Raw genomic sequence first — 26,307 nt, 5'->3', positions numbered from 1 at the left:
CATTTCTATTCATTTCTCATTTTTAGAAAATTATAGCGTTTCCACGATAATATTATCATTTGTGAAGACGCAAATATCTGATGCTACTTTTAAACTTTCATATGCCATTTCTTTAGCTGACATTTGAGAAGCATGACGTTTCAAGGCTCTACCAGCACTTAAAGCATAGTTGCCTCCTGACCCAATAGCAATGAGGTCATCGTCAGGCGCTATTACTTCACCAGTACCACTTACAACTAATATAGCGTCTTTATCCATAACAATTAACATTGCTTCAAGTTGACGTAATTGCTTATCTCCTCGCCATTCTTGAGCAAGCTCGACTGCTGCGCGTTCTAAGTTACCACTAAATTGTTGTAATTTGGTTTCAAACTTCTCAAATAAAGTAAACGCATCAGCTACACTTCCAGCAAATCCAGCTAAAACTTTACCTTCATATAGCCTTCTCACTTTACGGGCAGTTTGTTTCATAATGACTTGTTCACCAAGTGTAACTTGGCCATCGCCAGCCATTGCTGCTTCACCGTTGTGTCTAACAGCATAAATCGTTGTAGCATGTAATGATGTATTACTCATTTATTTACTCTCCTTTTTCGCTCGAGGATGTGCATTTAAATATACTTTACGTAATTGTTGATTAGATACATGTGTATACTTCCCTGTTGTAGAGAGGTTCACATGACCTAATAGAGATTGAACGGTTCTTAAGTCTGCACCTTGGTTTAGTAAATGTGTAGCGAACGTGTGTCTTAGCTTATGAGGATGAATCTCCGTCACGCCAGCTGTTCGTTTTACTATATCATTAAGTACATGTCTAACTCCTCTTTCAGTTATCGCTTCACCTTTCATATTTACAATCAAAAAAGAATGTCGCGCATGTTGAACAGGTTTAAACTCGTTTAAATATTGTTCAATACTTTGGCGACAAAACTCTCCGAAAGGAACAAAACGCTCTTTATTACCCTTTCCCAATACTTTCACACCAGGTAAGGACATGTCGATATCACTTAATTTTATATTTACAAGCTCTGAAACACGGATTCCCGTAGCATAAAGCAATTCTAAGATAACTCTGTCACGTAATCCTTTTTTAGAATCCTTTGCTACAGTGTTAAATAATTCTTCCATCTCTTCTTCATAGAAAAATTGAGGTAAGTATTGTTCTTTTTTAGGATGGACTAACTGAACAAAAGGATTAACCACTGATTCATCTTGTGTCATCCAAAATTCATAGAACGTTCTTAATGTCGAAATTTTTCTAGATACAGTGGTACGTTTCAAATTTTGAGAATATAAAAAGCTTAAGTAATTTCTTGCATCTTTATACTCGAATATTTTTAAATTTAATAATTCTTGATCTAAAAAATGATTAAATTGTATTAAGTCATCATGATATGACTTAAGCGTATGGGCAGAGAAATTTCTTTCAACTTTGAGCATATTTAAAAATATCTCTTGGATTTCTTTCACTTAAAAATCCCCTCCATCATATGCATTGTAGCATATAACATAAAGGGGACTAAAATAATTAGCTATAGAATTCAAAATCTTTTGAGAATTATTCAAAATATCGAAATAATTTTTACAAAATTGATTTAATTATTTTATAAAGTTATAGAGTTTTTTTATAGTTTTCTAAATATTCCAAGGCTTTATTGGCTTGTGTTTCATAGCGTTCTTTTTTATCTTTAATGCGTTTTTCAAGTGAAGGTAATAAACCAAAGTTAGCATTCATAGGTTGGAAGTTTTTTTCATTTTTAGCGTGAGAAATATAATAAGCCATACTACCTATCATTGTTTCTCTTGGGAAAATCACTTCGCCTTTACCTTGAAGTTTATGAGCTAAATTAATACCTGCAACAAGTCCACTTGCTGCACTTTCTACGTAGCCTTCAACTCCAGTCATTTGCCCTGCAAATTGAATTCTTTTCTCATTAATTAATTCGTATTTTTCATTTAATACATCTGGAGAGTTAATGAATGTATTTCTATGCATTACGCCATATCTGACGATATCTACATTTTCCAAACCTGGGATTAATTGAATAACTTCTTTTTGCGCGCCCCATTTTAAATGAGTTTGGAAACCAACGATATTATATAAAGTTCCAGTAGCGTCATCTTGTCTTAATTGAACTACTGCGAATGGGCGTTTTCCTGTTTTAGGATCTTCAAGACCTACAGGTTTCATTGGACCAAACAATAGTGTTTTACGACCACGTTCCGCCATAACTTCAAAAGGCATGCAACCTTCAAAGTATTTCTCTTTTTCAAATTCATTAACCGGCGCTACTTCAGCAGCTAATACCGCATCATAGAAACGATTGAATTCTTCTTCTGTCATAGGACAGTTTAGATAAGCTGCTTCGCCTTTGTCATAACGTGATTTTAAATACACTTTGTCCATATCAATTGAGTCTTTTTCAATAATTGGGGCAGCTGCATCATAAAAGTACAATTGATCTTTACCAGCAATATCTACAATTTCTTTAGCTAAATTTTCAGTAGTTAGTGGTCCAGTAGCAATAATTGTATAACCCTCTGGAATACTATGAATTTCTTCATTTAAAACAGTAACGTTAGGGTGATTTCTTAACGTTTCAGTAATATAGCCAGAAAAATCATGTCTATCTACTGCAAGTGCTCCGCCCGCTGGTACTCTTGCTTTATCAGCAGCGGCAATAATTAATGAATCTAAACGGCGCATTTCTTCTTTTAGTACGCCTACACCATTTGTAAGTGCATTACCACGTAATGAATTTGAACATACAAGTTCAGCAAATTTATCAGTATGGTGAGCTGGTGTTTGTTTAACAGGTCGCATTTCAATTAAATTAACTTTGATACCTCGTTGAGCTAATTGATATGCTGCTTCCGATCCAGCTAGCCCTGCACCTACTACATTAACAGGTTGATCCATAATTCCCCTCCTTAAATTAATTTATCTATTTTTGAGTTTCTTCTTTATAATCACAGTTTGAACAAATAACTTGTGAGCTACGGCCTTTTTTATGCTCCATAAGATAGTGATTACACTTAGGACAATCACGACCAACTGGTTTATCCCATGAAATAAAGTCGCATTCTGGATAGTTTGAACAGCCATAGAACAATCTATTTTTCTTAGATTTTCTTTCAACTACATCTCCATCTTTACATTTTGGACATGTCACGCCTATTGTTTTCACAATCGCTTTAGTATTTCTACAGTCTGGGAAGTTAGAACATGCCATGAATTTACCATAGCGTCCCATTTTAATAACCATAGGTGAACCGCATACTTCACAATCTTCTCCTGCAGGTTCATCTTTAATTTCTATTTTTTCCATTTCTTCCTCAGCACGTTCAACGTCTAATTTAAAACTACCATAGAAATTGTCGATTACTTTTCTCCAACCGATATCGCCTTCTGCAATCTTATCTAATAACGTTTCCATATTAACTGTGAATTCCACATCAATGATTTCTGGGAAGTAATCTTTTACTTGTTCATACACAATTTCACCTAACTCTGTAGGTACGAAACGTTTACTTTCTAATTTAACGTAGTTACGCTTTTGAATAGTATCGATAGTTGGCGCATACGTTGAAGGTCGTCCAATTTTCAACTCTTCTAATGTTTTAACTAAGCGAGCCTCAGTGTAACGTGGAGGCGGTTGTGTAAAGTGTTGTGCAGGTTCAATCTGAGTTGCAGTAACCTTATCACCTTCACTTAAATTTGGTAATTTATTCTCTTTATCGTTTTCTTTATCGTCTTTTGTTTCCACGTATAAAGTCATAAAGCCTTTAAATTTAATAGTTTGACCGTTTGCTCTAAATTTAATGTCGTTTTGTGTGACATCTAAAGCAACTGTGTCTAGAATTGCTGGAGCCATTTGACTAGCTACAAATCGTTCCCAAATTAATTTATATAAACGATGTTGATCTCTAGTTAAAAATGCTTTCATTTCGTCTGGTGTACGTAGCGTACTTGATGGACGAATCGCTTCGTGAGCGTCTTGATCCCCTTGTTTACCTTTAGCTGTTCTATGAGAAACATAATCATTACCATATTTATCTTGAATATAGTTTTTAGCTTCATCTTTGGCTGTTTGAGAGATACGTGTTGAATCAGTACGCATATAAGTAATTAAACCTACCGTACCTTGTCTTTTAAGGTCGATACCCTCATATAATTGTTGAGCAAGCATCATTGTTTTGCGGGCCTTAAAATTTAATTTACGAGCCGCTTCTTGTTGTAATGTAGAAGTAGTAAAAGGATTTGCCGGTTGTCTAGTCTTTTCTTTCTTATTAACATTAGTGATTTCAAATTCGTCACCATTAAGTTCGGCCATAATCTTTTCTACGTCTTTTTTATTTTTTAATTTATGAGGCTTATTTTTATAATGTAAAAATTTGGCACTAAATTTTGATTTCTTATATCTAAATTCGCCTTCAATTGACCAATATTCTTCTGGTTTAAAGTTGCGAATTTCGTTTTCTCTATCAATAACCAATCTTAATGCGACTGATTGAACACGCCCTGCTGATAAGCCCTTTTTAACTTTTTTCCATAGTACTGGAGAAATGTTATAACCAACTAATCTATCTAAAATACGACGCGCTTGTTGCGCATCTACTAAGTCCATTTCAATATCTCGTGGATGTTTAAAGCTTTCTTTAACTGCTTCTTTTGTTATCTCATTAAATACAACTCTGTTTTCTTTTGAATCATCAAGTTCTAATATTTTTGATAAATGCCAAGCAATCGCTTCACCCTCACGGTCGGGGTCACTTGCAAGAAATACTTTTTTAGCTTTCTTTGCATATTTTTTTAAGTCTTTTACGACTGGACCTTTACCGCGTATTGTAATATATTTTGGTTCATAATTATCTTCTACATCGACACCCATTTGACTTCTCGGTAAGTCGCGTACATGTCCCATAGAAGCTATAACTTTATATTTTTTACCTAAATACTTTTCAATGGTTTTAGCTTTTGCAGGCGACTCAACTATGACTAAATTATCTGCCAAAGTGAATTCCCCCTTGCTTTTTCAGTTACTAAAGATAAATGATAAACGGTTAATTTTGTTTTTGTCAATAATTAAATTCTATTGCCTTCCTTTTCTAATTGAAAAACAAATTAATTTCTCAAATATAAAATAACTATATACTTCATATGGAGAAATACCAATTATATTGAAATAAAGATTTTATAGAAATAACTACTATTAATAATCGCATAAAATATCTTCCGCTTCTGAAACAATCATAGCACCCTCTTGCGCTCTCAACAAATTTCCTTTTGTAAGGGGGTTAAACATCGACCCTGGTAGCACATATACATTTCTATTTTGGTCGATTGCGGAATCAATGGTAATTTGACTGCCACTCTTAATTCTTGCTTCTGTAATCAGTACACCTCGTGAAAGCCTACTAATTAAACGGTTGCGCTGTGGAAAATGGTATCTTGTTATATTTTTAAATGGAGGATATTCGCTAATCACTAATCCTTTTTCTTCAATTATATTGCGTAATTTTAGAGTTTCTTTTGGATAATGTTTTAAATGGCCATAGCCTAGAACAGCTATCGTAGGAAGATTATATTTTAATGCGTAGTAATGTGCCAGACTATCAGCCCCAATAGCAAGTCCAGAAACGATGGTAAGCGGGAGATGTGTAGTAAATTGGGAAAATAAATATCTTAGTGCATTATCGGAATAAGTTGTGGCATTACGTGAACCAACTACGCCTAAAGTAAGTGTCGTTTTAAATAATTGGGGGTTCCCTCTGTAAAATAGTATCAAAGGATAATCATAAATTTCTTTAAGTAAGGAAGGATATAAGGAATCAAACGAAGTTAGGAAATTAATATTGTGTTTCTTTAGATAAGTTAAGATTTCATTTATTTTAAGGTTACTAACATAATCTATCAATTTTTTACGACTGTATAGCTGTTCCCAAGACTTCAAAGTATCTAACTGATCTCTATATGAATATGTTAAAAGTTCTGGGTATAGTTTCAAAAGATGATGTACTTGTTGTGTTGAATAACCAGCCCATACCATCTTTAATAATAAGTGGTCATTATTCATTATGTGGTCTTCTCCTTTTAGATAATTATAGCGTTAAATATTAGGAGTGACATTTCATTTATTATACAAAATCTTTTAAAATTAAATCTAAATTTAATAAGTATTCTACTTACTATACTTATGTTAACTTTTTTATTTACTTGTCTTTAAATTTTTCCTCTCAATGCAATTGAACTTTAAATCATTAGAAGAACGCTTTAAATACATATTTAATTTCATTAATTATCGACATATTAAAGGCTGAGACACTCAAATGAGTACCTCAGCCTAATATTAACTAATTCTTTATTATTTAACTGTTAATAGTTGTTCGTAAATTCCAGCTTCTTTAGCTGCTTCAATTAATGTAGTACCAATTTCTGAAGGTGTATCTGCAGTTTTAACGCCACATTCATTTAATGTTTTAATTTTTTCAGCTGCAGTACCTTTACCACCAGAAATAATTGCACCTGCGTGACCCATACGTTTACCTGGAGGAGCAGTTTGACCTCCAACGAAACCTACTACAGGTTTAGTCATATTTGCTTTAATCCATTCAGCTGCTTCTTCTTCAGCAGTACCACCGATTTCACCAATCATTACTACTGCTTTAGTATCTTCATCTTCATTAAATTCTTTAAGAACGTCAATAAAGTTTGTACCATTTACTGGGTCTCCGCCAATACCTACTGCTGTCGTTTGGCCGATACCTTCTTCAGTTAATTGATGTACAGCTTCATAAGTTAATGTACCAGAACGAGATACAACACCGACATGACCTTTTTTATGAATATATCCTGGCATAATACCTATTTTACATTCATCTGCAGTAATTACACCTGGACAGTTTGGTCCAACTAAACGTGTTTTTCTACCTTCTAAATAGCGTTTAACTTTAACCATATCGACTACTGGGATATGTTCAGTAATACAAATAACCATATCTAATTCAGCATCAGCAGCTTCTAAAATAGAATCTGCGGCAAATGGAGCTGGTACATATACGACTGATACGTTAGCGCCAGTTTCTTCTTTAGCTTCTGCTACAGTATTATATACCGGTACACCTTCTACAACTTGTCCACCTTTACCTGGTGTTACCCCTGCGACAATTTGTGTACCATAATCAAGCATTTGTTTTGTATGGAAAAGGGCAGTAGACCCTGTGATACCTTGTACTATTACTTTAGTATTCTTATCTATAAATACACTCATCTTAGTGTTCCCATCCTTTCCTTACGCTTCTTTAACAAGTTTAACAATTTTTTGTGCGCCTTCAGCCATTGTTGCTGCTGGTTCAATTGCTAATCCTGAATCGTTTAAGATTTCTTTACCACGTTCAACGTTTGTACCTTCTAAACGTACAACTAATGGTAAAGTTAATTCTACTTCTTTAACTGCTGCTACAATACCTTCGGCAATAACGTCACATTTCATGATTCCACCAAAAATATTTACAAAGATACCTTTAACATTGTCATCGCCTAAGATGATTTTAAATGCTTCAGTAACTTTTTCTTTAGTAGCGCCGCCACCTACGTCTAGGAAGTTTGCTGGATTTCCACCAAAATGATTGATTGTATCCATAGTTGCCATTGCTAAACCGGCACCATTAACCATACAACCAATGTCGCCATCTAAAGCGATGTATGACAAGTCATATTTAGATGCTTCAATTTCTTTTGGATCTTCTTCTTCTAAATCGCGTAATTCTTGAATATCTTTATGTCTAAATAAAGCATTATCATCGAAATTAATCTTAGCATCTAATGCTAATACTTCCCCTTCACCAGTAGTTACTAGTGGATTGATTTCGACAATTGAGCAATCTTTTTCAATAAATACGTTATACAATGAAATTAAAAATTTCGCTGCTTTATTAATTGATTCTTTAGGAATATTGATGTTAAATGCAATACGACGTGCTTGGTAAGGTGATAAACCTACCACTGGATCAATTGTTTCTTTAAATATTTTCTCTGGTGTTTTAGCGGCTACTTCTTCAATTTCAGTACCGCCTTCTTCAGAAGCCATTAAAGTAATGCGATCTGTAGCACGGTCGATAACAAAACCTACATAATATTCTTTTTGAATATCGCAACCTTCTTCGATATAAAGTCGTTTAATCTCTTTACCTTCTGGACCTGTTTGATGTGTTACTAATTGTTTCCCTAATAATTCGTTCGCGTAAGTTTCAACTTCAGATAATGACTTAGCAATTTTAACTCCACCTGCTTTACCTCTACCCCCAGCGTGGATTTGTGCTTTTACCACATAAACCTCTGAATTTAATTCTTTCGCTTTGTCCACCGCTTCTTCAGCAGTAAATGCAACTCGTCCTTCTGGAACAGCTACGCCCATTGAACGAAATATTTCTTTACCTTGATACTCGTGGATATTCATCTTCCATCCTCCTGTTTCTTAGGTTAAGTTCATCTACAATTATAGAAAATGAAAGCGCTATTGTAAACTGAAAGTGTTCCACTTTTGCCAATAAATTTAAAATTCAAATAATTACAACATAGACTTTATCGGTTCAAAACTTTTGCGATGATAAGGAGTAATCCCTAGGTTTCTCAATCCTTCTAAGTGCGCTTTAGTACCATAGCCCACATTTTTCTCAAAATCGTAACCAGGATATTCCTCGGCTAAAGCTTTCATTAGCGTATCTCTGTATTCTTTTGCCATAACACTAGCAGCAGCAATCGATACACTCTTTGCATCGCCTTTGATAATTGAAGTTTGAGGAATATCATTATCTAATTTCATGGCATCAATGAGTAAATAGTTAGGTTGTTGTTTAAGTTGTCCTATAGCACGCTCCATAGCTAATTTCGTTGCATTATAAATATTTAATTCATCTATCTCTTTAGGACTGGCGATGCCATAAGCATAATCTAGTACATCTTCTTTAAGTTGTGCATTTAACATTTCACGTTTATTAGCTGATAACTTTTTTGAATCATCTAATCCTAAGAAGTTATGCCCTGTATTTAATATTACTGCGCATGCTACTACGGGACCTGCTAAAGGCCCCCGACCAACTTCATCTATACCACAAATTAAAGCTTCCGGATTTTCTCCAAGTAACATGTTTTCATATTTATTCATATAATTATAATGTTCAATCATCTCTTGCTCTTTTAGTAGCTGTTTGCGACGTCGATTTATGCTTTGTTGAATACCTTTACGTTTATCCTTATTTAACTCGTGCTGGTTCAAGTCATCAACAGACTGAATCGTTTCTAATAAGTCTTTCGCTTCCTTAATTGTTAGTGTCATGATCTATTTCACTCTTCATTTCTGAATATAAATCAAAACAATATGTTCCAATTTTAGCATTACGCATATCATTAATAATTAGTTCAATTACAGCTTCATAATCTACTTCGTTACCTTTTTGGAGAAGGCCACGACGGCGTCCTATAGCATCGAACCATTCTAGGATTTCAGTATCTTCTGCTACATCTATATTGTAATGTTGCTTAAACGCATCAAGATCGTGCTCTATTAGGAAATTCATGCCATAAATTGCTACTTCGTCTAAATGTACAATACTATCTTTAATTGCACCCGTTAAGCTTAGCTTTTTACCAACTGTTTCATCTTCAAATTTAGGCCATAAAATCCCCGGCGTATCTAAAAGTTGTAAGGATTGTCCTACTTTAATCCACTGTTGTTGTTTAGTTACACCTGGTTTGTTTCCAGTTTGTGCGATATTCTTCTTAGCTAGCTTATTTATTAAAGTAGATTTACCAACATTTGGGATGCCTACAATCATTGCTCTGATTGCACGTGGTTTAAGGCCTTTGGCTTTTTCTTTTTCAAATTTCTCTTTAGTAGCTTCAATCGCTGCTGTTTCTACACCTTTTAAATTTTTACCGTGTTTAGCATCCACCGCTACAGGATAATAACCTTTATCGATGAAGAAACCTTCCCATTTCTGCATTTCTTTCAAATTTGACATATCTTTTTTATTTAAAATAACGACACGAGGTTTTTGTTTAATTACATCGTCAATCATCGGATTTCTAGAGCTATAGGGAATGCGCGCATCAACTAATTCAAACACAACATCTACTTTTTTTAGTTGTTCTGTTACTTCTCTCTTAGCTTTCGCCATATGTCCTGGATACCATTGTATTGCCATAGTCTGTCACCTTGCTTTCATTTAATTCGAATTCAACTTATTGATTATACTTGAAAATTAGAAACCTAACCACTAATACTAAATCAATCTCTTCTATTTTATCATTCATTAATTAGGTGATTAAATAGTTATAAATAAATCATTTAAAAAGTATAATTACTTTTAATCGACCCATCTATCCCCTACAATTTAAATGTGTTGTATTATTTTAAATTAGTAATCTTTATTTTAGAGGTATAAACATGAAAAAAACATTCATTTTTATCGGCTTATTCCTAGCATTATCATTGTTAGGACATAGCTATCTTATTTACCGATTTGTTCATGACGGGATACTATTTACAGGCCCAAATGATGGCATGGAACAAATGGTTCCTATTCAAATGTATTTATTTGAGAAATGGAGTCAAGGCAATCTATTCTACGCTACTGATTTTGGTTTAGCTGGAGACTTCTTTACAGATTTAAGCTATTATTTCTCCACAAATTTACTATTTATCATTAACGTGTTTATTATAATAATTTTAAAATCATTTATTTCTTTACATACTGAAGGCTTAATGTTTTGGATGGTCAATGCCCTTATAGTATCAATCTTAAAAGCTAGTATTGCGATGTATTGTACATATTTGTATAGCAGATTTATCACTAAAAACCATTGGCTAAGTTTAATTATGTCCTTCTTATTTGTTATGTCGCCTTTATATTATCGTTTCACTGTATATTGGCCGTTCTTTAGTGATGTGTTTATTTGGATGCCATTATTACTCTTATCTATTGAAAGAGTTTTACAAAAACAGAAGTTTGGATTATTCATTTTTACCATCACGTTATCATTTATCAATAATTTTTATTTCGCATATTATTTAACACTTATAGGTGCAGGCTACATATTAATCAGACTTATCTTTAGACATCGAAAAGATACTATTTCACGTGGAAAAGCACTATTATTCCTAGTCATTAGTGCGGTACTAGGTTTAGGCAATAGTTTATTTATTTTCTTTCATGGAGCGCAAAGCTTTTTAAACAATCGACGTGCGCCCTTTAATGGCGAAGTTCAACCTTTTGAAAAGCTTAATATTAATACGAACATCTTCTTCGATAATTACTTAATTGTCTTGTTATTTATTACGCTACAAGCATTATTATGTTTTAAACTCTACAAACATTTCTATTATCGCTTGTTTGCTTTATTATCAATTGTCTTTATATTATTTAACTTTATTCCTTTTATTGACCAGCTATATAACGGTTTTTCTGCGCCTCAGAAACGTTGGCATTTTATCCTAGCATTTAATTCTGCAATGCTTATTGGTTTATTTCTTAAATATTTTAGAACGTTAAGTATTAAAGCATATGTATTTAGTAATATTGTAGCTGAAATTATTATTTTCGCGAGTGCCATTACTTACCACAAGTTTGTGGCTTGGTTAGTACTTGTACCGATTGTTTCATTGATTGGTTTATTGATCTTAATTTTAAAAGATAGAAAATATCGTCTTAAATTGAGCTATATGTATGGTGTGTCAATTATTCTATTAAGCATTATGGTTTCGATAGTATTTATTAAAAATCAAATTTACTTTAAAGACCATCAAGAGCGTGCAAATACGTTTTATGTTAATTCAAGTCTCTATAGTTCTGACTTACAACGTTCACTTGTAAATGAAATGGATCACGCTAAACGGGGAGATGAGCGTATTGATTGGCGTGTAAACGAGCAAGATAACACACCTATGTATCAACATTTCAAAGGTCTTAGCTTATATTCAAGTATCTTCCATCATAATATTCTCGATTTTTATTATGACGCTTTGAAGATAAATTTAGCTGAAGAATCATTAAGTCGTTATCAATCTATGAATGGTCGCCAAAATATCGCTAGTCTATTCTCGGTTCGCTATATGATGTTAAAGGACTATCAAGGCAATTTACCTGCCCATTTTCAAAAAATTAAAACAAGTGGGCAATACACGATATATGAAAATAAACTTAATTTACCATCTATAAAGGTCACAAATAATGTATACAATAGTCAGAACTTATCGACTGCACTTGATCGAGAACATGCGATGTTAGATGGCGTGATTATGGAGAGTAAAGGCGCTAAATATAAAAACAAAGCTGACAATTTATTACCTAAAACTACAATTAAATATAAAAATATAAAACAATTGAGTGATGGTAAATATAAAGTCGTTGGTGGCAAGGGAGGAACGATTTCATTACATCTTCCTAAGACACTAAGAGAAAAATACGAAGATTTCTATGTCACGATGAAGATTAAACGTGGCCAGCCTGACAGTAACTATACTGTAGCTATCAATAATTATGCTAATCACCGTTTATTTAATAATTCAACCTATCGTACTGGAGTTGATACTCAGCTCTATCGTACTCAACCAGATAAAAATGGTAATATTAATATTACCTTATCCCCAGATGGTGAATTTAATTTAAATTTACAACAATTAAACGGAGAGAATTATGCTACGCTTAAACAGGCTCATCGTAAAGCCGATTTCAATTCATTTTATAAGGATATTAAAAATGGTATAGAAGCTCATTTATCACACCATAAAAAAGGGATTGCTTCTATTAATATTCCATATCGACATGGCATGCGCGCTTATGTAGATGGTAAGCGTGTTCAACCAATGAAGGTTAACTATATGATGACTGGCGTGCCCGTTAATCAAGACGCTAAAAAGATTGTTATTAAATACCAACCACCTTATTGGAATACCATGATAATCATTTCATTAATAAGTATCATTATAAGTATTATATTTGTTAGATTTAGCAATTCAAAAAGAAAGATGAGGAAGCACATTGATTAAGAAAGTTTGGACGAAACCGTTATGGACCTTCGGATTTATATTTATCATTGCCAATTTACTAACCTTAACTATTTATTATCCATTTATTCGAGATTTCATCAAAGATGGCGTAGTATTTAGCGGTTCCGGTGATGGCTTTAGACAAATGATGCCATTTCAACTTTATTTATATGAACATATAACTCACTTAAGAGGTTTTTACGACCATTCATTTGGCTTAGGCGGAGACTATGTTAAAGGTTTAGCTTACTATTACTCATTATCACCAATTATGTGGCTCAATTTTTTAATTATCTGGTTAGGTGAACATTTATTAAACTGGAATCCTCACAACATAAGTTTTTGGCCCACTAACCAACTCATAGTAGCCTATGTCCGTAGTGTGATTTCATTTATTTGTGCGTTTTACTATTTTAGATATTTAAAATTAAAACCTGCTCCACTGATGATTGCGACCATCTTGTATGGCTTATCGACCGTTGTACTTTATTATAATTTTACATGGTCATTTTATGGTAATTTATTAATATTTTTACCTTTATCACTTTGGGGCATGGAACGATTTTTCCAACAACGTAAAATTGGATTATTTATTTTCTCAGTAGCAATAACACTGTTTTCTAACTTTTATTTTAGTTACTACCAAGCGATAGTCCTAGGCGTTTATTTCATATTACGTATTATCTTCCACTATCGCTACGATATAGTTACACGTTGGCAAAAGTTCTATTTACTCGTAATTGGTGTAATACTAGCCGTACTATCAAGTATTTGGGGATTTTATACAGGCGTCTCATCATTTTTAAATAATGATAGACAGCAGAATAGTGATTTTAAAATCTCATTATTTACTGATTTAACAAATAATAATTATTATATATTCTCAAATGGTTTTTATATTACGATTACGCTTGTTGCACTTGTTGCGTTATTAACTTTTAAATTATATAAATACTATTATTATCGCTTGTTTGCCATAATTACTTGGTTTTTACTCATCGGCTCACTATCACAGTATTTTGATAGCGCATTTAACGGTTTCTCATTACCACAGCGTCGTTGGGTATACTTTTTAGTTCTATCTACTAGTGCGTTATGTGCGTTATATATTCAACATTTGTCAGAACTATCTATGAAGCAATTTTCATTTGCAGCGCTACCTTTTTTAATAGTAGGTATTGTGCGTTTTATAATAGCAGATAACTTCGTCAACTGGATGATTGTAGCGTTTCTTATCATCATCGTCTTGGCATTACTTGTCTGGCAGAAAAAGTGGCTCAATAACTCTTTCGTACTATTAGCTATTGTTGTCCTATTTATCATTCAACAAGTCGTTATGACCCATGATTCAAGACAACGCACTATTAATCCATACGCGACGACTACAGATACAATTAAAGATCCAAGCTATCACAACCCTGTACTTGCGAAAACTATCGACAAGTTAAATCACGACAATCAAGATCCATTCCATCGCATCGATTATATGTCAGGATATGCGCTTAATTCGCCTTTTATCTATCACTATAATGGCATTTCATTATATTCCAGTATTTTTGATGGAGATATATTGAAATATTATGATAAATTAATGCAAATTAATATGCCTGTAGATAAAAATAGTACGTATCGTTATTTGGGCAATCGTGCTAATCTCGAGGCCTTATGGAATGTACAAGATCGCTTCCGTCATCCAAACGACTTAAACATGCCTTATGGCTTTAAAAAGGTAGACACTTTCGTAAATGGCAAAGATAAATTAGTTCATAGTAAAAATACAACGGATTATCCAGCAGTACATGTTACTGATAAGGTTTATGAGGCTGATGAACTTAAATCTCCTTTAGATCGTGAACAAGCTATGTTACAGGGCGTCGTCTTTGACCAACATTCAGAGAAATCAACTACTTCACTTCCTAAAAATGAAAATTTATTAGATGAAGCGGACATTTCTACCAGAGATGCAACTTGGAAAGATAAGAATCATTTAAAAGTAAACAAAGATAACGGTGGCTTAACATTAAATTTACCTAATTCTATTGCTAATAAGTACAAAGATTTATATGTAGAAATGGACGTCGAGTTACTCTCACCTGATAAAGCACACACAGTAGGTATCAATGAATATTCACAAAATCGAAATGAATTGACCTATAAATATCGACGTTTTGTAACACCTGTCACAATGCGAGTGAAATCATCTGATGAATTAAAAGTACGATTATCGACTGGTAACTATCGCCTATCTATTAAAGGAATTTACGGAGAAGACTATCATACTCTGCACAAAGCGACAGAGGACTTAACACCTGTTAAAGTACAAGAAGAACGAAATGGTTACTCAGTGACAAAACCTAAGCAAAGCTCCGGTTACGTCGTTCTTCCTACCGTTTATGCTAAAGGCGTGCATGCGACAGTGAATGGTAGAGATGTCGATGTAAAAGAAGCTAATGGCATTATGACTGCGATTCCTGTCAGTAAGGGAGATACGCATATCCGAGTAACTTACACTCCACCATATTTTTATCCTTTAATCATTGTAAGTGTTATAGGTATCGTGCTTAGCATTGTATTTAGTCTATGGTTAAAAAGAAAACACTAAAATTAGGTATATATAAGTTTACTTGGGAATAAATCCCAAAGTAATAGCGTAGAGAAGATTCAATCTTCTCTACGCTTCTTTTTATTAATTTTTATCAATACTACGTATTGTTTGGCTAGCATTTCCTGGGGGAGCGGGACAGAAATCTAATGTAATTTCCAAGATTTCGTAGCCCCGCCCCGGCAAGGTTGACTAGAAATGAATATGTACAAAACTAGGATTCACTCACAAATCAGTACTAAAATAAAAAGCTTCTAATATCTCCTCTACAAGAAGATATTAGAAGCTTATTTGTAAGATAACTGTTGTTTCTAACCTTTATCTCATGCTTATGTTTATAATGCTGATTAACGAATTTCTTGGATTCTAGCAGCTTTACCACGTAAACTACGTAAGTAGTATAATTTAGCACGACGTACTTTACCACGACGTTTAAGTTCGATTTTCTCGATTTTTGGAGTGTGTAATGGGAATGTACGTTCCACACCTACACCTGAAGAAATTTTACGAACTGTGAAAGTTTCAGAAATTCCTCCACCACGACGTTTAATTACAACACCTTCGAATACTTGGACACGTTCACGTGAACCCTCAACGATACGTACGTGTACACGTAAAGTGTCACCAGTACGGAAAGCTGGTAAGTCAGTGCGTAATTGTGATTTAGTTACTGCTTCGATTAACTTATGATTACTCATTTATATACTCTCCTTCAACCTATGTTCTTGCCTCGACATACATATAGCAGCGGATCATAGTGATTTTTAGTGTCTTTTCACACTTGATATATATTAGCATACTACTTCTCGTTTTTCAATCGCTTTTTATAGCTTTCTATAATTTCTTTATCTTTTTCAGTTAAAGGATAATCTTCTAACAAGTCAGGACGTTTAGTATACGTTCGAATTAATTTTTGTTCATGACGCCACTGTTCAATGTTGGCATGATTTCCAGATAATAAGACATCCGGCACAGTCATTTCTTCAAATTCTCTAGGACGGGTATATTGAGGGAATTCTAGTAACCCATCTGAAAAAGAATCATCTTGGTGAGATTGTTGATTACCTAGGACGCCTGGTATTAAGCGTACAATAGCATCTGTCATTGTCATTGCAGGCAATTCTCCACCTGTTAGAACATAATCTCCCATTGAAATTTCATCCGTCACTAAATGCTCTCTAATACGTTCATCGTATCCTTCATAGTGACCACAAATAAATACAAGATGTTCTTCTTCACTCAATTCTTGTGCAATTTTTTGAGAAAATGGACGACCTTGAGGGCACATTAAAATCACTCGTGTTTTTTCACTACGTTGTAAATCTTTCATCGCATTAAACACAGGTTCTGGCTTTAATACCATCCCTTGGCCTCCACCAAACGGATAATCATCAACTTGATTATGCTTATTAATCGCATAATCTCTAAAATTAACAGTATTAACTGTGATAATTTCTTTATCTTGAGCACGTTTTAAAATCGAATGTTGAAGGACACCCTCAAACATTTCAGGGAATAACGTTAAATAATCGATTTTCATTAATCTAACAATCCTTCCATAGGTGTGATTCGAATTGTCTTATTATCAACATCAACGTCTTTTACTACGTCTGCAATATAAGGTATAAGATATTCTTTATCCCCTTTAACTACCCACACATCATTTGCGCCGGTTTCGAAAATATTAATCACACGTCCAATAGGATTATTTTCCTCGTTAAACACTGTACAACCGATGATATCTGAATAATAAAATTCATTTTCGTCTAATTCAATATCATCATGATCGCGTTCTTGGTATAAATAATCTCCTTTATAATGTTCTACATCATTAATATTATCGATACCTTTAAATTTAAGCATATGAAAGCCTTTGTGCACACGATAGGATGTGATTGTGAGCTCAATTTCATTATTATTATGTTTTACAAACAAAGTTTCTCCAGGTTGAAAACGGGTTTCTGTAAAATCAGAATTAGATTTTACTTTAACCTCACCTTTTATACCATGTGTATTTACAATTTGGCCAACCTCAACTTGCATGTTCGCACCTCTCTCAACACTTTATAGTTATTTTAAAATAATATATTTATCATACCATGCATTTAAGTAACTTTTAACCATAAGAAAGCGGAGTGGAAATCTAATTGATTCTCAACGATTTCATCACCCCGCCCATCAATAGAATTAAGGTTGAACATAGTTTCTTACTCGTTAACTTGTTCTAAACTAACGAGCCTAGAACATTCTAATATCAATGCCCTAGGCTCGTTAAACTCTATTATAATAAAGTTTGTACTAATTATTTAGTATGTTTTTGTTCGTCAAAAGTTTTTAAAATACCTTGTTTAGATAAGATATTGTGAACTGTATCAGTTGGTTTAGCTCCGTCTTTTAACCATTTTAAAGCTAATTCTTCGTCAATTTTAACTTCTGGAGCATTAACGCTAGCTGGATTGTAAGTACCGATTTGTTCGATGATACGACCGTCACGTGGCGCACGAGCATCAGCTACAACGATACGATAGAATGGATTTCTTTTTGAACCTAAACGAGTTAAACGAATTTTAACTGCCATATATAAAACTCTCCTTTAAATCTTTTCATTTTTTATTTTCTACAAGAAATAATGATAACAGGAACATAAAACTTTGTAAAGAGTTTTTTCTTTACCAAATAAATTTATCTCATTAAATAAAATTTAGTGTCTATTTTTAGTCATTGAATAACATACTTTTAACTTTAAAGGAGCGGTGACTGAAATCTAATGAAACTATCAATGATTCCAAACCCGCTCCTCGTTTATTTTATTAAAATGGTAAGTTCATGCCTTTTAGCATATTTTCCATTTGACTACGTTTACCTTTTTTACCTTTACGACTACCGCCAGTAAATTGTTTCATCATTTTCTTCATATCGTTAAACTGTTTCATTAATCTGTTCACTTCTTGTAATGAACGACCAGAACCTTTAGCGATACGTTTTTTACGAGATACATTTAAGACAGCTGGATTTTCTCTTTCTGCCGGTGTCATTGATTGAATAATTGCTTTAATATGATCGATTTGTTTTTCGCTCATATTTAAATTATCCATGCCTTTCATCTTATTCATACCTGGAATCATTTTCATAATATCATCAAGTGGACCTAAGTTTTTAACTTGATCTAATTGTTCTAAGAAATCATCCAATGTAAATGAAGAATCACGCATTTTCTTTTCTAAGTCTTTAGCTTTGTCTTGGTCAACGTCTTGTTGAGCCTTTTCAATGAGACTTAAAACGTCACCCATACCAAGGATACGAGAAGCCATACGTTCAGGATGGAATAATTCTAGACCGTCTAGCTTTTCACTCATACCTACAAATTTAATAGGTTTTTGAGTAACCGCACGAATAGATAATGCCGCACCACCACGTGTGTCGCCATCTAATTTAGTTAGTGTTACACCTGAAACATCTAATTGATCGTCAAATGATTGTGCTACATTCACGGCATCTTGACCGGTCATAGCATCTACTACTAACATAATTTCATTTGGTTTTGAAATTTCTTTCACTTCTTGAAGTTCATTCATTAATGTTTCATCAATGTGTAAACGTCCAGCAGTATCGATAATAACAAAATCTAAATGTTCTTCTTTAGCGTGTTGTAAAGCATTTTCAACAATCTGTTGCGGTTTAACTTGATCCCCTTCACTATAGACTGGGATGTCAATTTGTTTACCTACTGTTTGTAATTGGTTAATCGCAGCTGGACGATAAATATCGGCAGCGACTAACAATGGTTTTTTATTGTATTTTTTGCGCATTAATAACGCTAATTTACCAGCAGTTGTTGTTTTACCGGCACCTTGTAAACCGACCATCATTACGACTGTTGGCGGTTTATTAGCCATTGTAATGGAAGTGTTTTCTCCTCCCATTAATTGTGTTAATTCATCTTGTACAATTTTTATGACTTGTTGACCAGGTGTTAATGATTGCATTACGTCTGATCCTAGGGCGCGATCTGATACAGTTTTTACGAAATCTTTTACTACTTTAAAGTTAACATCGGCTTCAAGTAAAGCAAGACGTACTTCACGCATCATAGTTTTAATGTCTGCTTCAGTCACTTTACCTTTACCGCGAATTTTTTGCATTGTATTCTGCAAACGATCGGATAATCCTTCAAATGCCATATTAATTGCCCTCCTTTGTCTCTAGTTATTCAAGTTCTTCTAATTGATTAATATAATGTTGTAATTTATTAGCATCTTTTAGTGATAATTTCATCTGTTCATAGATATGTTGGCGTTGTTGGAACTTTTCATATAAATTTAGCTTAGTTTCATAATTTTCAACTAAATCGCCAGTTCTTCTTATATTATCATAAACTGCTTGTCTACTCACATCAAATGTCTCTGCAATCTCACTTAATGAGTAATCTTTTAGATAAAATAATTCAAGATAATTACGTTGTTTTTCGGTCAATAATGATTGATAAAAGTCAAATAAATAATTCATTCTTAACGTTTTGACTAAATCATTTTTCCCCATGTGTGTGTTCCTCATTCTCAGAGTCTGAGTTGGCTATTTCTTCAGGGATATCTTCATTTTGTTCAATCATATCGGCGAATAAACCATAAACATAGCTTTCAGGGTTGAATGGTTGTAAATCGTCTAATTTTTCACCTAGACCTACGTATTTAACTGGAATATGGAGTTCATTTCTAATCGCAAGTACGATACCACCTTTGGCAGTACCATCTAATTTAGTTAATACGATACCTGAAACATTTGTTACTTCTTTAAATGAACGTGCTTGAGACAATGCGTTTTGTCCTGTTGTAGCATCTAAACATAATAATGCTTCGTGTGGTGCATCTGGTACGGCGCGATTAATCACACGTTTCATTTTATCTAACTCTTGCATTAAGTTAGCTTTATTTTGTAAACGACCTGCTGTATCACAGATTAAAATATCTACACCTTTATTTTTAGCTGCATTAATTGCATCGTAAACTACGGCTGCTGGATCTGAACCTTCACTTTGTTTAACTACTTCTACACCTACGCGGTCGCCCCAAACTTGTAATTGGTCTATAGCTCCAGCTCTGAAAGTGTCACCCGCGGCAAGCATTACTTTTTTGCCTTCCATTTTATAACGGTGAGCTAACTTACCGATAGTTGTAGTTTTACCTACACCATTGACACCTACCATTAAGATAACGTTTAAACGTCCATCTTCAAGATTCATTGCTTCTGAATGATCATCTTCTTGATGGTAAATTTCGACAATTTTTTCCACAATAACTTCACGTAAATCTTCAGTTTCTTGGATATTACGGCGTTGTGCTTCTACACGTAATTCTTCAGTTAGTTGCATTACGGTATTAAAACCTACATCGGCTGTAATCAACATTTCTTCTAAAGCTTCGAAGAATTCTTCATCAACAGTTCTATAACGTGCAATTAAATTATTTAATTGTTCTTGGAAGTTTTGACGTGATTTTTCTAAACCAGCTTTGAATTTCGCACCCATTTTTTGAGCTTCGATTTCTTCAAAGTCTTCAATTGAAATTAAACCATCATCGTCAAAGTCAGCTTCACTTAATTTACGTGGTTTCTTTCTAGGCGCAGGCTCTGAATCGCTATCTTCTTGTGAAGGTTCACCACTTGGGGCTTCTTCTTCAGTTAGCTCTTGCTCAATATCATCTGTAGATTTAGTTGAAAATTTATCTTTTAATCGTTTAAAGAAACTCATACTTGTTCCTCCTCCATAACCTCATCTATTGTATTTAAATTTACACTTACTAATTTAGAAACGCCTGATTCTTGCATTGTCACGCCGTATAAACGGTCGGAATATTCCATTGTTCCTTTACGGTGTGTAATAACGATAAATTGGGTTTGCATAGATAATTCTTTTAAAAATTGGGCATAGCGTATCACGTTAGCTTCATCAAGTGCCGCTTCTACTTCATCTAGTATAACAAATGGCGCGGAACGAACCTTCAATATGGCGAAAAGTAATGCAATGGCACTTAAAGCACGTTCACCGCCACTTAATAAAGATAAGTGCTGTAACTTCTTACCAGGAGGTTGTACTATAATATCTACTCCTGCTGATAAATAGTCATCATCAGTTAATTCTAATTTAGCATGCCCTCCGCCAAATAACGACTGAAATACTGTAGAAAAATGTTCTTGTACTTGTAAGAAAGTATCTTTGAAACGTCCCTTAACCTCTTGATCCATTTCACTTATAACTTGTTCAAGTGTATGTTTGGCTTCACGTAAATCGTTACGTTGATCGTTAAGGAAGGTATATCGTTCATTTAATTCTTCAAATTGTTCGATGGCATTGATATTCACTGGTCCTAATTCGTCAATCGACATCTTAGTAAGTTTCACTTTTTTTCTAAGAGAGTCAATCGTATCATCTGAATGGTACTCTTCTCGTGCACGTTCTACAGTTAATTGATACGTTTCATTCAAATGATCAATGGTATGATTGATTAGGACATCTAATTTAGATTGTTGCGCTTTAATATCTTGATAAAAACTTTCAATAGAAAGTAAATCTTGATGACATTCTTGAAGTTTGGCTTCATGAATTTCTATATCTTCATTAATATCCATGCGTTGTTGTTTTAAATCTTTTAATTTATTCGTTATTGTTTCACGCAAGGTTTCTTTTTCTTCAATATTAGCTTGAAGCTTGTCAAAAGCTTGCTTACCCATCATATCGTCGGAATTAAACAATTCGATTTTTTCTTGTACGTCATGTAATTGTTGGCTTATATTAGTAATTTGTTTGTCAATTCGCTCTAAAGATGATTTATGAGCATTCATTCGTTCTTTAACTACGGCGAGATCAGAACGTTTTTGATTTAATTGTTGTTGAACTTGTGTAGTATTTTCTTTTCCTTCTTTAGAAAGCTGCGTATAGCGTTCAATATCTTCTTCAAGTTGTTTAAGTTGTTCTTTAATCGTAGATAAGCGTTCTTGTTTTTCAGTTAAAGTAATACGACTTTGTTCACTTTGATAACCATCATTTTTCTCAAATTCAAATTCTTCATGTTCATCTTTAATATGTGTTTCTTGTGTTTTTAAACGATCTAACTGAAGCGCTTCATTATGAGATGTCTCTTTAATTTCATTATATTGTTGGCTTAAAGTGAAATATGCTTCACTCATTTGTTCAACTTTATCTTTTTGTTGTTGCAATTGCTTTTCAAATTCTTGTGTTTGCGTTTGATATTGTTGTAATTGCGTACGCATTGTAGTTAACTCATCTTTTTGTGACAAGATACTTTTAGTTTTACGCGCGCCACCGCCAGTCATCGAACCGCCTGGGTTTACTATATCCCCTTCAAGCGTAACAATTCTCGTTTTATATTGAATAGCTCTCGCAAGTTCATTGGCGTTTTTAAGGTTATCCACGATGATAGTGGTACCTAGAAGGTTTCCAACTACATCTTGATATTCGGAATTTACACGCACAGCCTCTGAGGCTACATTAATAAACCCGTTTGAATTTTGTGCTATTTGTCTAATATCCGTAGTTAATCTTCTTGGCTTAATTACATTTAAGGGTAGGAAGGTTGCTCTGCCTAGACCTTTTTGTTTTAAAAATTGGATAGCCTGACGTCCATCTTTTTCCGTATCAACTATAATATGTTGTAAGGAAGCGCCTAATGCGGTTTCTATCGCTTGTGTTAATTCAGAAGGCACATCAATTACTTCAGCTATAGCGCCACGAATCCCTTGTAGTGTGTGATGTTTGGCTTTTAATACATGTTTAACACCATTAAAGAAATAAGTATAATCTTCTTCTTGAGTTTCTAAACTTTCAACTCTTGCTTTCATTTTATCTGTATAGCGGTATGCTTGATATAACTTATCTTCATACTCTGTTTGTAGACGTTTAGCTTCGGATAAATCTTTCTCAAGTTGTTGCGTATTTTTTTCAATATCTTTGAGTTGTTTTAAAGTCTCTTGATGTTGATTATTCACTGTAGTAATTTCTGTTTGAATTTCTTTAAGTTGATTAAATGCTTCGACTAAACGTGAATCAAGACGAGATTTTTTAGCTTCATTTTCCTTAATCGTATGTTCAAGAAAACGTATATCATTATTTACATCAGACTGTTCGGACATTAATTCATAGTAATTATTTTTTATCGTTTCTAACTTTTCTTCATGTTGTTCATCTGATACATATAATTGAGATTCTAATTGATGAATTTCATTGTTCAGTTGTTTTTGTTTATCTTTTAAAGAAGCACGTTGTTGTTCAACACTTTTCTTCTCATGTTGTACAGTCTCTAATTCGTGATTAAGATTCTCTAATTCCTCTTCAAAGCGTGCGTTAGTTTCAGATTGGTTACGTTTTCTTTCTTCTAAGACATTTAATTGTCCTGTATATTTTTCATACTCTTCAGTTGCTCTAATTAAATCATAATTCAATTGTTCAACTTCATTATCAATATGTTGACGCTTTGTTTTTTGCTTTTGTAAGTATTGGGTGATTTGGGCTTGTTTTGCCTCTTTGTCTGCTTGTTGACTCTTTAAATCATTAAGACGTTGGTCTAATTCGCGATTGTCTTCTGAATATTGGTCAATGTCATGCACAGTGACAATAACATCACTTTGTTTCATTTCTTTCGATAGTTGTATATATTCTTTGGCAATCGAAGCTTCAGCTTTCAAGGGCTCAACTCGACCTTCTAAATCATACAAAATATCTTCGACGCGAGATAAGTTATCTTCCGTACTATCTAATTTTTGAAGTGATTCAGCTTTACGTTTTTTGTATTTTAAGACACCTGCAGATTCTTCGAGTATTTGACGTCTATCGATAGGTTTCGCATTAAGTATTTCATCTACTCTACCTTGCGAAATAATGCTAAATGCTTCTTTTCCTAAACCAGAATCTAAGAACAACTCAGTAATATCACGTAATCTTGCTTTATCATTATTTAAATAATATTCGCTTTCACCGCTGCGGTATAAACGACGTGTAACCACGATGTCATCAGCATCAATTTGCAGTTGTCTTGCTTTATTATCTAATTTTAATTGAACTTCTGCATAATTTTGGGCACTACGATGTTCTGCACCTGAGAAAATAATATCTTCCATTTTAGAGCCACGCAGAGATTTAGCTGATTGCTCGCCTAGCACCCATTTAATGGCGTCTGTAATATTACTTTTCCCACTACCATTAGGACCGACAATTGCAGTTACACCTTTATCGAATTGGACATCAGTACGATCTGCAAATGATTTAAACCCTATGGCATCTATTGATTTTAAATACACCATACTATTCTCCTTGTTAATCATTCATACTCATTCTTGTTGAGAAGAGGACAATATTCAATGGAGTTGGAAGAGACTGAGACATTAATAATTCACTCTAGAAAACCGATATACGGTGTCCCATTCTCATTCACCATACCATGGAAAGAATACGAAATTTATAGTTTAGATTTCTCTCCTACTCTCTATATACTTTACTTTTTGGGAGTTGATTTTTTCAATTTATTATATGCACTTTCGGCTGCTTTTTGTTCGGATTCTTTTTTAGTTTTTCCTTGGCCTTCTGCAACTGCTTTATTTTCCAAAATAACTTCAGAAGTAAATAAACGATGATGTGCGGGGCCTTCTTCTTTAATTAAACGATACTTCACGTCGCCTTTATTCTGACTATGTACATACTCTTGAAATTGTGTTTTATAATCAACAACGCCAACTAATTCATTATCTTCCACATATGGAAAGATGACTTTCTCTGCAAATTTCCAAACTGTATCTAAGCCTTGATCAAGATACAATGCACCAACAAACGCTTCAAACGCGTCAGAAACAAGCGAAGGACGTGTTCTACCACCTGTCTTCTCTTCGCCTTTACCTAATAAGATTAAACGGTTTAGGTTAATTTTATTCGCAAATATTACAAGTGAGGGCTCACATACGATTGTTGCTCGCATTTTAGTTAAATGACCTTCTGGTAAATTAGGATGTTTATCAAAAAGGTAGCGTGAAACCGTCAATTCTAATACCGCATCGCCTAAAAATTCAAGACGTTCATTATGAGCTAAGCGATCCATATTGAAGTCGTTGATAAAACTAGAATGTGAAAAAGCTTGTTGATATAAATCAATATTGGAATATTTAAATCCAAGTTCTGTCATTTTCTTTGAAAATTGCTGTTGAAAGTCATTTACCATTTCTGTTTTTTTGGGATTCGTCATGCTACAACCTCCAATAACTTATTCTATGTTAAACCCCTATGAAAAAAATCTGAGCCATCTTGTAGACGACTCAGATGTAAGTTTTTTATTTTTCAAGACTATTGATATACTTAACAGCATCACCAACAGTGTTGATTTTTTCAGCTTCTTCATCAGGAATTTCAGTACCAAATTCATCTTCTAATTCCATTACTAATTCAGCGATATCAAGTGAGTCAGCGCCTAAATCATCTTTGAATGATGCGTCTTCTGTTACTTTATCAGCGTCTACACCTAAACGATCAACGATGATATCTTTTACTTTATCGAAGTTTTCCACGTCGATTCACCTCCTTTAAAAGTGTCTATCCATAGACTATTATATTTTCCCATTTTAATGGGTAAAACACAAGTGTTTATTAAATAGTCTTAT

At 33.7% G+C, this 26,307-nt stretch carries 21 protein-coding genes; 2 read left to right on the top strand and 19 right to left on the bottom strand.

All coding sequences use genetic code 11. The features are described 5' to 3' along the window. Nucleotides 1–30: 30 nt before the first annotated feature. The 9 genes from hslV to ylqF form a co-directional block, all read right to left on the bottom strand. Nucleotides 31–576 (bottom strand): ATP-dependent protease subunit HslV, encoded by a 546-nt coding sequence (gene hslV, locus HS848_RS03780; RefSeq protein ID WP_103166262.1) that lies wholly within the window; start codon nt 574–576, stop codon nt 31–33. Continuing rightward, entirely contained in the window at nt 577–1,470 is an 894-nt protein-coding gene (xerC, locus tag HS848_RS03775; protein ID WP_198611315.1) for a tyrosine recombinase XerC, read from the bottom strand. Nucleotides 1,471–1,612: 142 nt separating this feature from the next. Next, nucleotides 1,613–2,920 (bottom strand): FADH(2)-oxidizing methylenetetrahydrofolate--tRNA-(uracil(54)-C(5))-methyltransferase TrmFO, encoded by a 1,308-nt coding sequence (gene trmFO, locus HS848_RS03770; RefSeq protein ID WP_198611314.1) that lies wholly within the window; start codon nt 2,918–2,920, stop codon nt 1,613–1,615. Between the two features lie 25 nt (nt 2,921–2,945). Continuing rightward, nucleotides 2,946–5,015 (bottom strand): type I DNA topoisomerase, encoded by a 2,070-nt coding sequence (gene topA, locus HS848_RS03765; protein ID WP_198611313.1) that lies wholly within the window; start codon nt 5,013–5,015, stop codon nt 2,946–2,948. 198 nt (nt 5,016–5,213) lie between these two features. Then, nucleotides 5,214–6,077: a DNA-processing protein DprA gene (gene dprA, locus HS848_RS03760; protein WP_198611312.1), complete on the bottom strand. Its 864-nt coding sequence runs from the start codon at nt 6,075–6,077 to the stop codon at nt 5,214–5,216. Between the two features lie 288 nt (nt 6,078–6,365). After that, nucleotides 6,366–7,271 carry a succinate--CoA ligase subunit alpha gene (sucD, locus tag HS848_RS03755; protein WP_107507623.1) on the bottom strand — a complete coding sequence of 302 codons (906 nt, stop codon included), beginning with the start codon at nt 7,269–7,271 and terminating at the stop codon, nt 6,366–6,368. A 21-nt stretch (nt 7,272–7,292) separates the two neighbouring features. Continuing rightward, nucleotides 7,293–8,459, bottom strand: a complete 1,167-nt coding sequence (gene sucC / locus HS848_RS03750; protein WP_103166256.1) for an ADP-forming succinate--CoA ligase subunit beta — start codon at nt 8,457–8,459, stop codon at nt 7,293–7,295. Nucleotides 8,460–8,570: 111 nt separating this feature from the next. Then, complete coding sequence (locus HS848_RS03745) at nt 8,571–9,338, bottom strand: ribonuclease HII (RefSeq protein WP_198611311.1); 768 nt, start codon at nt 9,336–9,338, stop codon at nt 8,571–8,573. Then, entirely contained in the window at nt 9,322–10,206 is an 885-nt protein-coding gene (gene ylqF / locus HS848_RS03740) for a ribosome biogenesis GTPase YlqF (protein ID WP_198611310.1), read from the bottom strand. The genes HS848_RS03745 and ylqF overlap by 17 nt, the downstream gene beginning before the upstream one ends. A gap of 242 nt (nt 10,207–10,448) precedes the next feature. Here ylqF and HS848_RS03735 point away from each other — a divergent pair, with 242 nt between their 5' ends. Together HS848_RS03735 and HS848_RS03730 are read left to right on the top strand one after the other, a co-directional pair. Continuing rightward, nucleotides 10,449–13,049 (top strand): YfhO family protein, encoded by a 2,601-nt coding sequence (locus HS848_RS03735; protein ID WP_198611309.1) that lies wholly within the window; start codon nt 10,449–10,451, stop codon nt 13,047–13,049. Continuing rightward, nucleotides 13,042–15,651, top strand: coding sequence for a YfhO family protein (locus HS848_RS03730; RefSeq protein ID WP_198611308.1), 2,610 nt, complete (start codon nt 13,042–13,044; stop codon nt 15,649–15,651). The genes HS848_RS03735 and HS848_RS03730 overlap by 8 nt, the downstream gene beginning before the upstream one ends. 347 nt (nt 15,652–15,998) lie before the next feature. On the opposite strand, the gene rplS is transcribed toward HS848_RS03730, so the two are convergent. From rplS to HS848_RS03680, 10 genes are all read right to left on the bottom strand, one after another. Continuing rightward, entirely contained in the window at nt 15,999–16,349 is a 351-nt protein-coding gene (gene rplS, locus HS848_RS03725) for a 50S ribosomal protein L19 (RefSeq protein ID WP_103166699.1), read from the bottom strand. A 101-nt stretch (nt 16,350–16,450) separates the two neighbouring features. Beyond that, a complete protein-coding gene (gene trmD, locus HS848_RS03720) occupies nt 16,451–17,191 on the bottom strand; it encodes a tRNA (guanosine(37)-N1)-methyltransferase TrmD (RefSeq protein WP_119526843.1) in 741 nt (246 codons plus the stop codon). After that, nucleotides 17,191–17,694 carry a ribosome maturation factor RimM gene (rimM, locus tag HS848_RS03715; RefSeq protein ID WP_107507630.1) on the bottom strand — a complete coding sequence of 168 codons (504 nt, stop codon included), beginning with the start codon at nt 17,692–17,694 and terminating at the stop codon, nt 17,191–17,193. The genes trmD and rimM overlap by 1 nt, the downstream gene beginning before the upstream one ends. A 259-nt stretch (nt 17,695–17,953) precedes the next feature. Continuing rightward, complete coding sequence (gene rpsP, locus HS848_RS03710; RefSeq protein ID WP_103166702.1) at nt 17,954–18,229, bottom strand: 30S ribosomal protein S16; 276 nt, start codon at nt 18,227–18,229, stop codon at nt 17,954–17,956. A gap of 232 nt (nt 18,230–18,461) precedes the next feature. Next, a complete protein-coding gene (ffh, locus tag HS848_RS03705; protein WP_107507632.1) occupies nt 18,462–19,832 on the bottom strand; it encodes a signal recognition particle protein in 1,371 nt (456 codons plus the stop codon). Between the two features lie 25 nt (nt 19,833–19,857). Continuing rightward, nucleotides 19,858–20,190 (bottom strand): putative DNA-binding protein, encoded by a 333-nt coding sequence (locus HS848_RS03700; protein ID WP_198611307.1) that lies wholly within the window; start codon nt 20,188–20,190, stop codon nt 19,858–19,860. Then, complete coding sequence (ftsY, locus tag HS848_RS03695) at nt 20,177–21,397, bottom strand: signal recognition particle-docking protein FtsY (RefSeq protein WP_198611306.1); 1,221 nt, start codon at nt 21,395–21,397, stop codon at nt 20,177–20,179. Before ftsY ends, HS848_RS03700 begins: the two co-directional genes overlap by 14 nt. After that, nucleotides 21,394–24,963 carry a chromosome segregation protein SMC gene (smc, locus tag HS848_RS03690; protein ID WP_198611305.1) on the bottom strand — a complete coding sequence of 1,190 codons (3,570 nt, stop codon included), beginning with the start codon at nt 24,961–24,963 and terminating at the stop codon, nt 21,394–21,396. Before smc ends, ftsY begins: the two co-directional genes overlap by 4 nt. Nucleotides 24,964–25,154: 191 nt before the next feature. Continuing rightward, nucleotides 25,155–25,895 (bottom strand): ribonuclease III, encoded by a 741-nt coding sequence (rnc, locus tag HS848_RS03685; protein ID WP_107507636.1) that lies wholly within the window; start codon nt 25,893–25,895, stop codon nt 25,155–25,157. 85 nt (nt 25,896–25,980) lie between these two features. Next, nucleotides 25,981–26,214: an acyl carrier protein gene (locus HS848_RS03680; RefSeq protein WP_001830184.1), complete on the bottom strand. Its 234-nt coding sequence runs from the start codon at nt 26,212–26,214 to the stop codon at nt 25,981–25,983. Nucleotides 26,215–26,307: the final 93 nt, after the last annotated feature.

The organism is Staphylococcus caledonicus (assembly GCF_016238465.1).
Taxonomy (GTDB): Bacteria; Bacillota; Bacilli; order Staphylococcales; family Staphylococcaceae; genus Staphylococcus; species Staphylococcus caledonicus.
The sequence above is the reverse complement of the archived record's forward strand: the minus strand, read 5'-3'. Positions and strand labels throughout refer to the sequence as shown.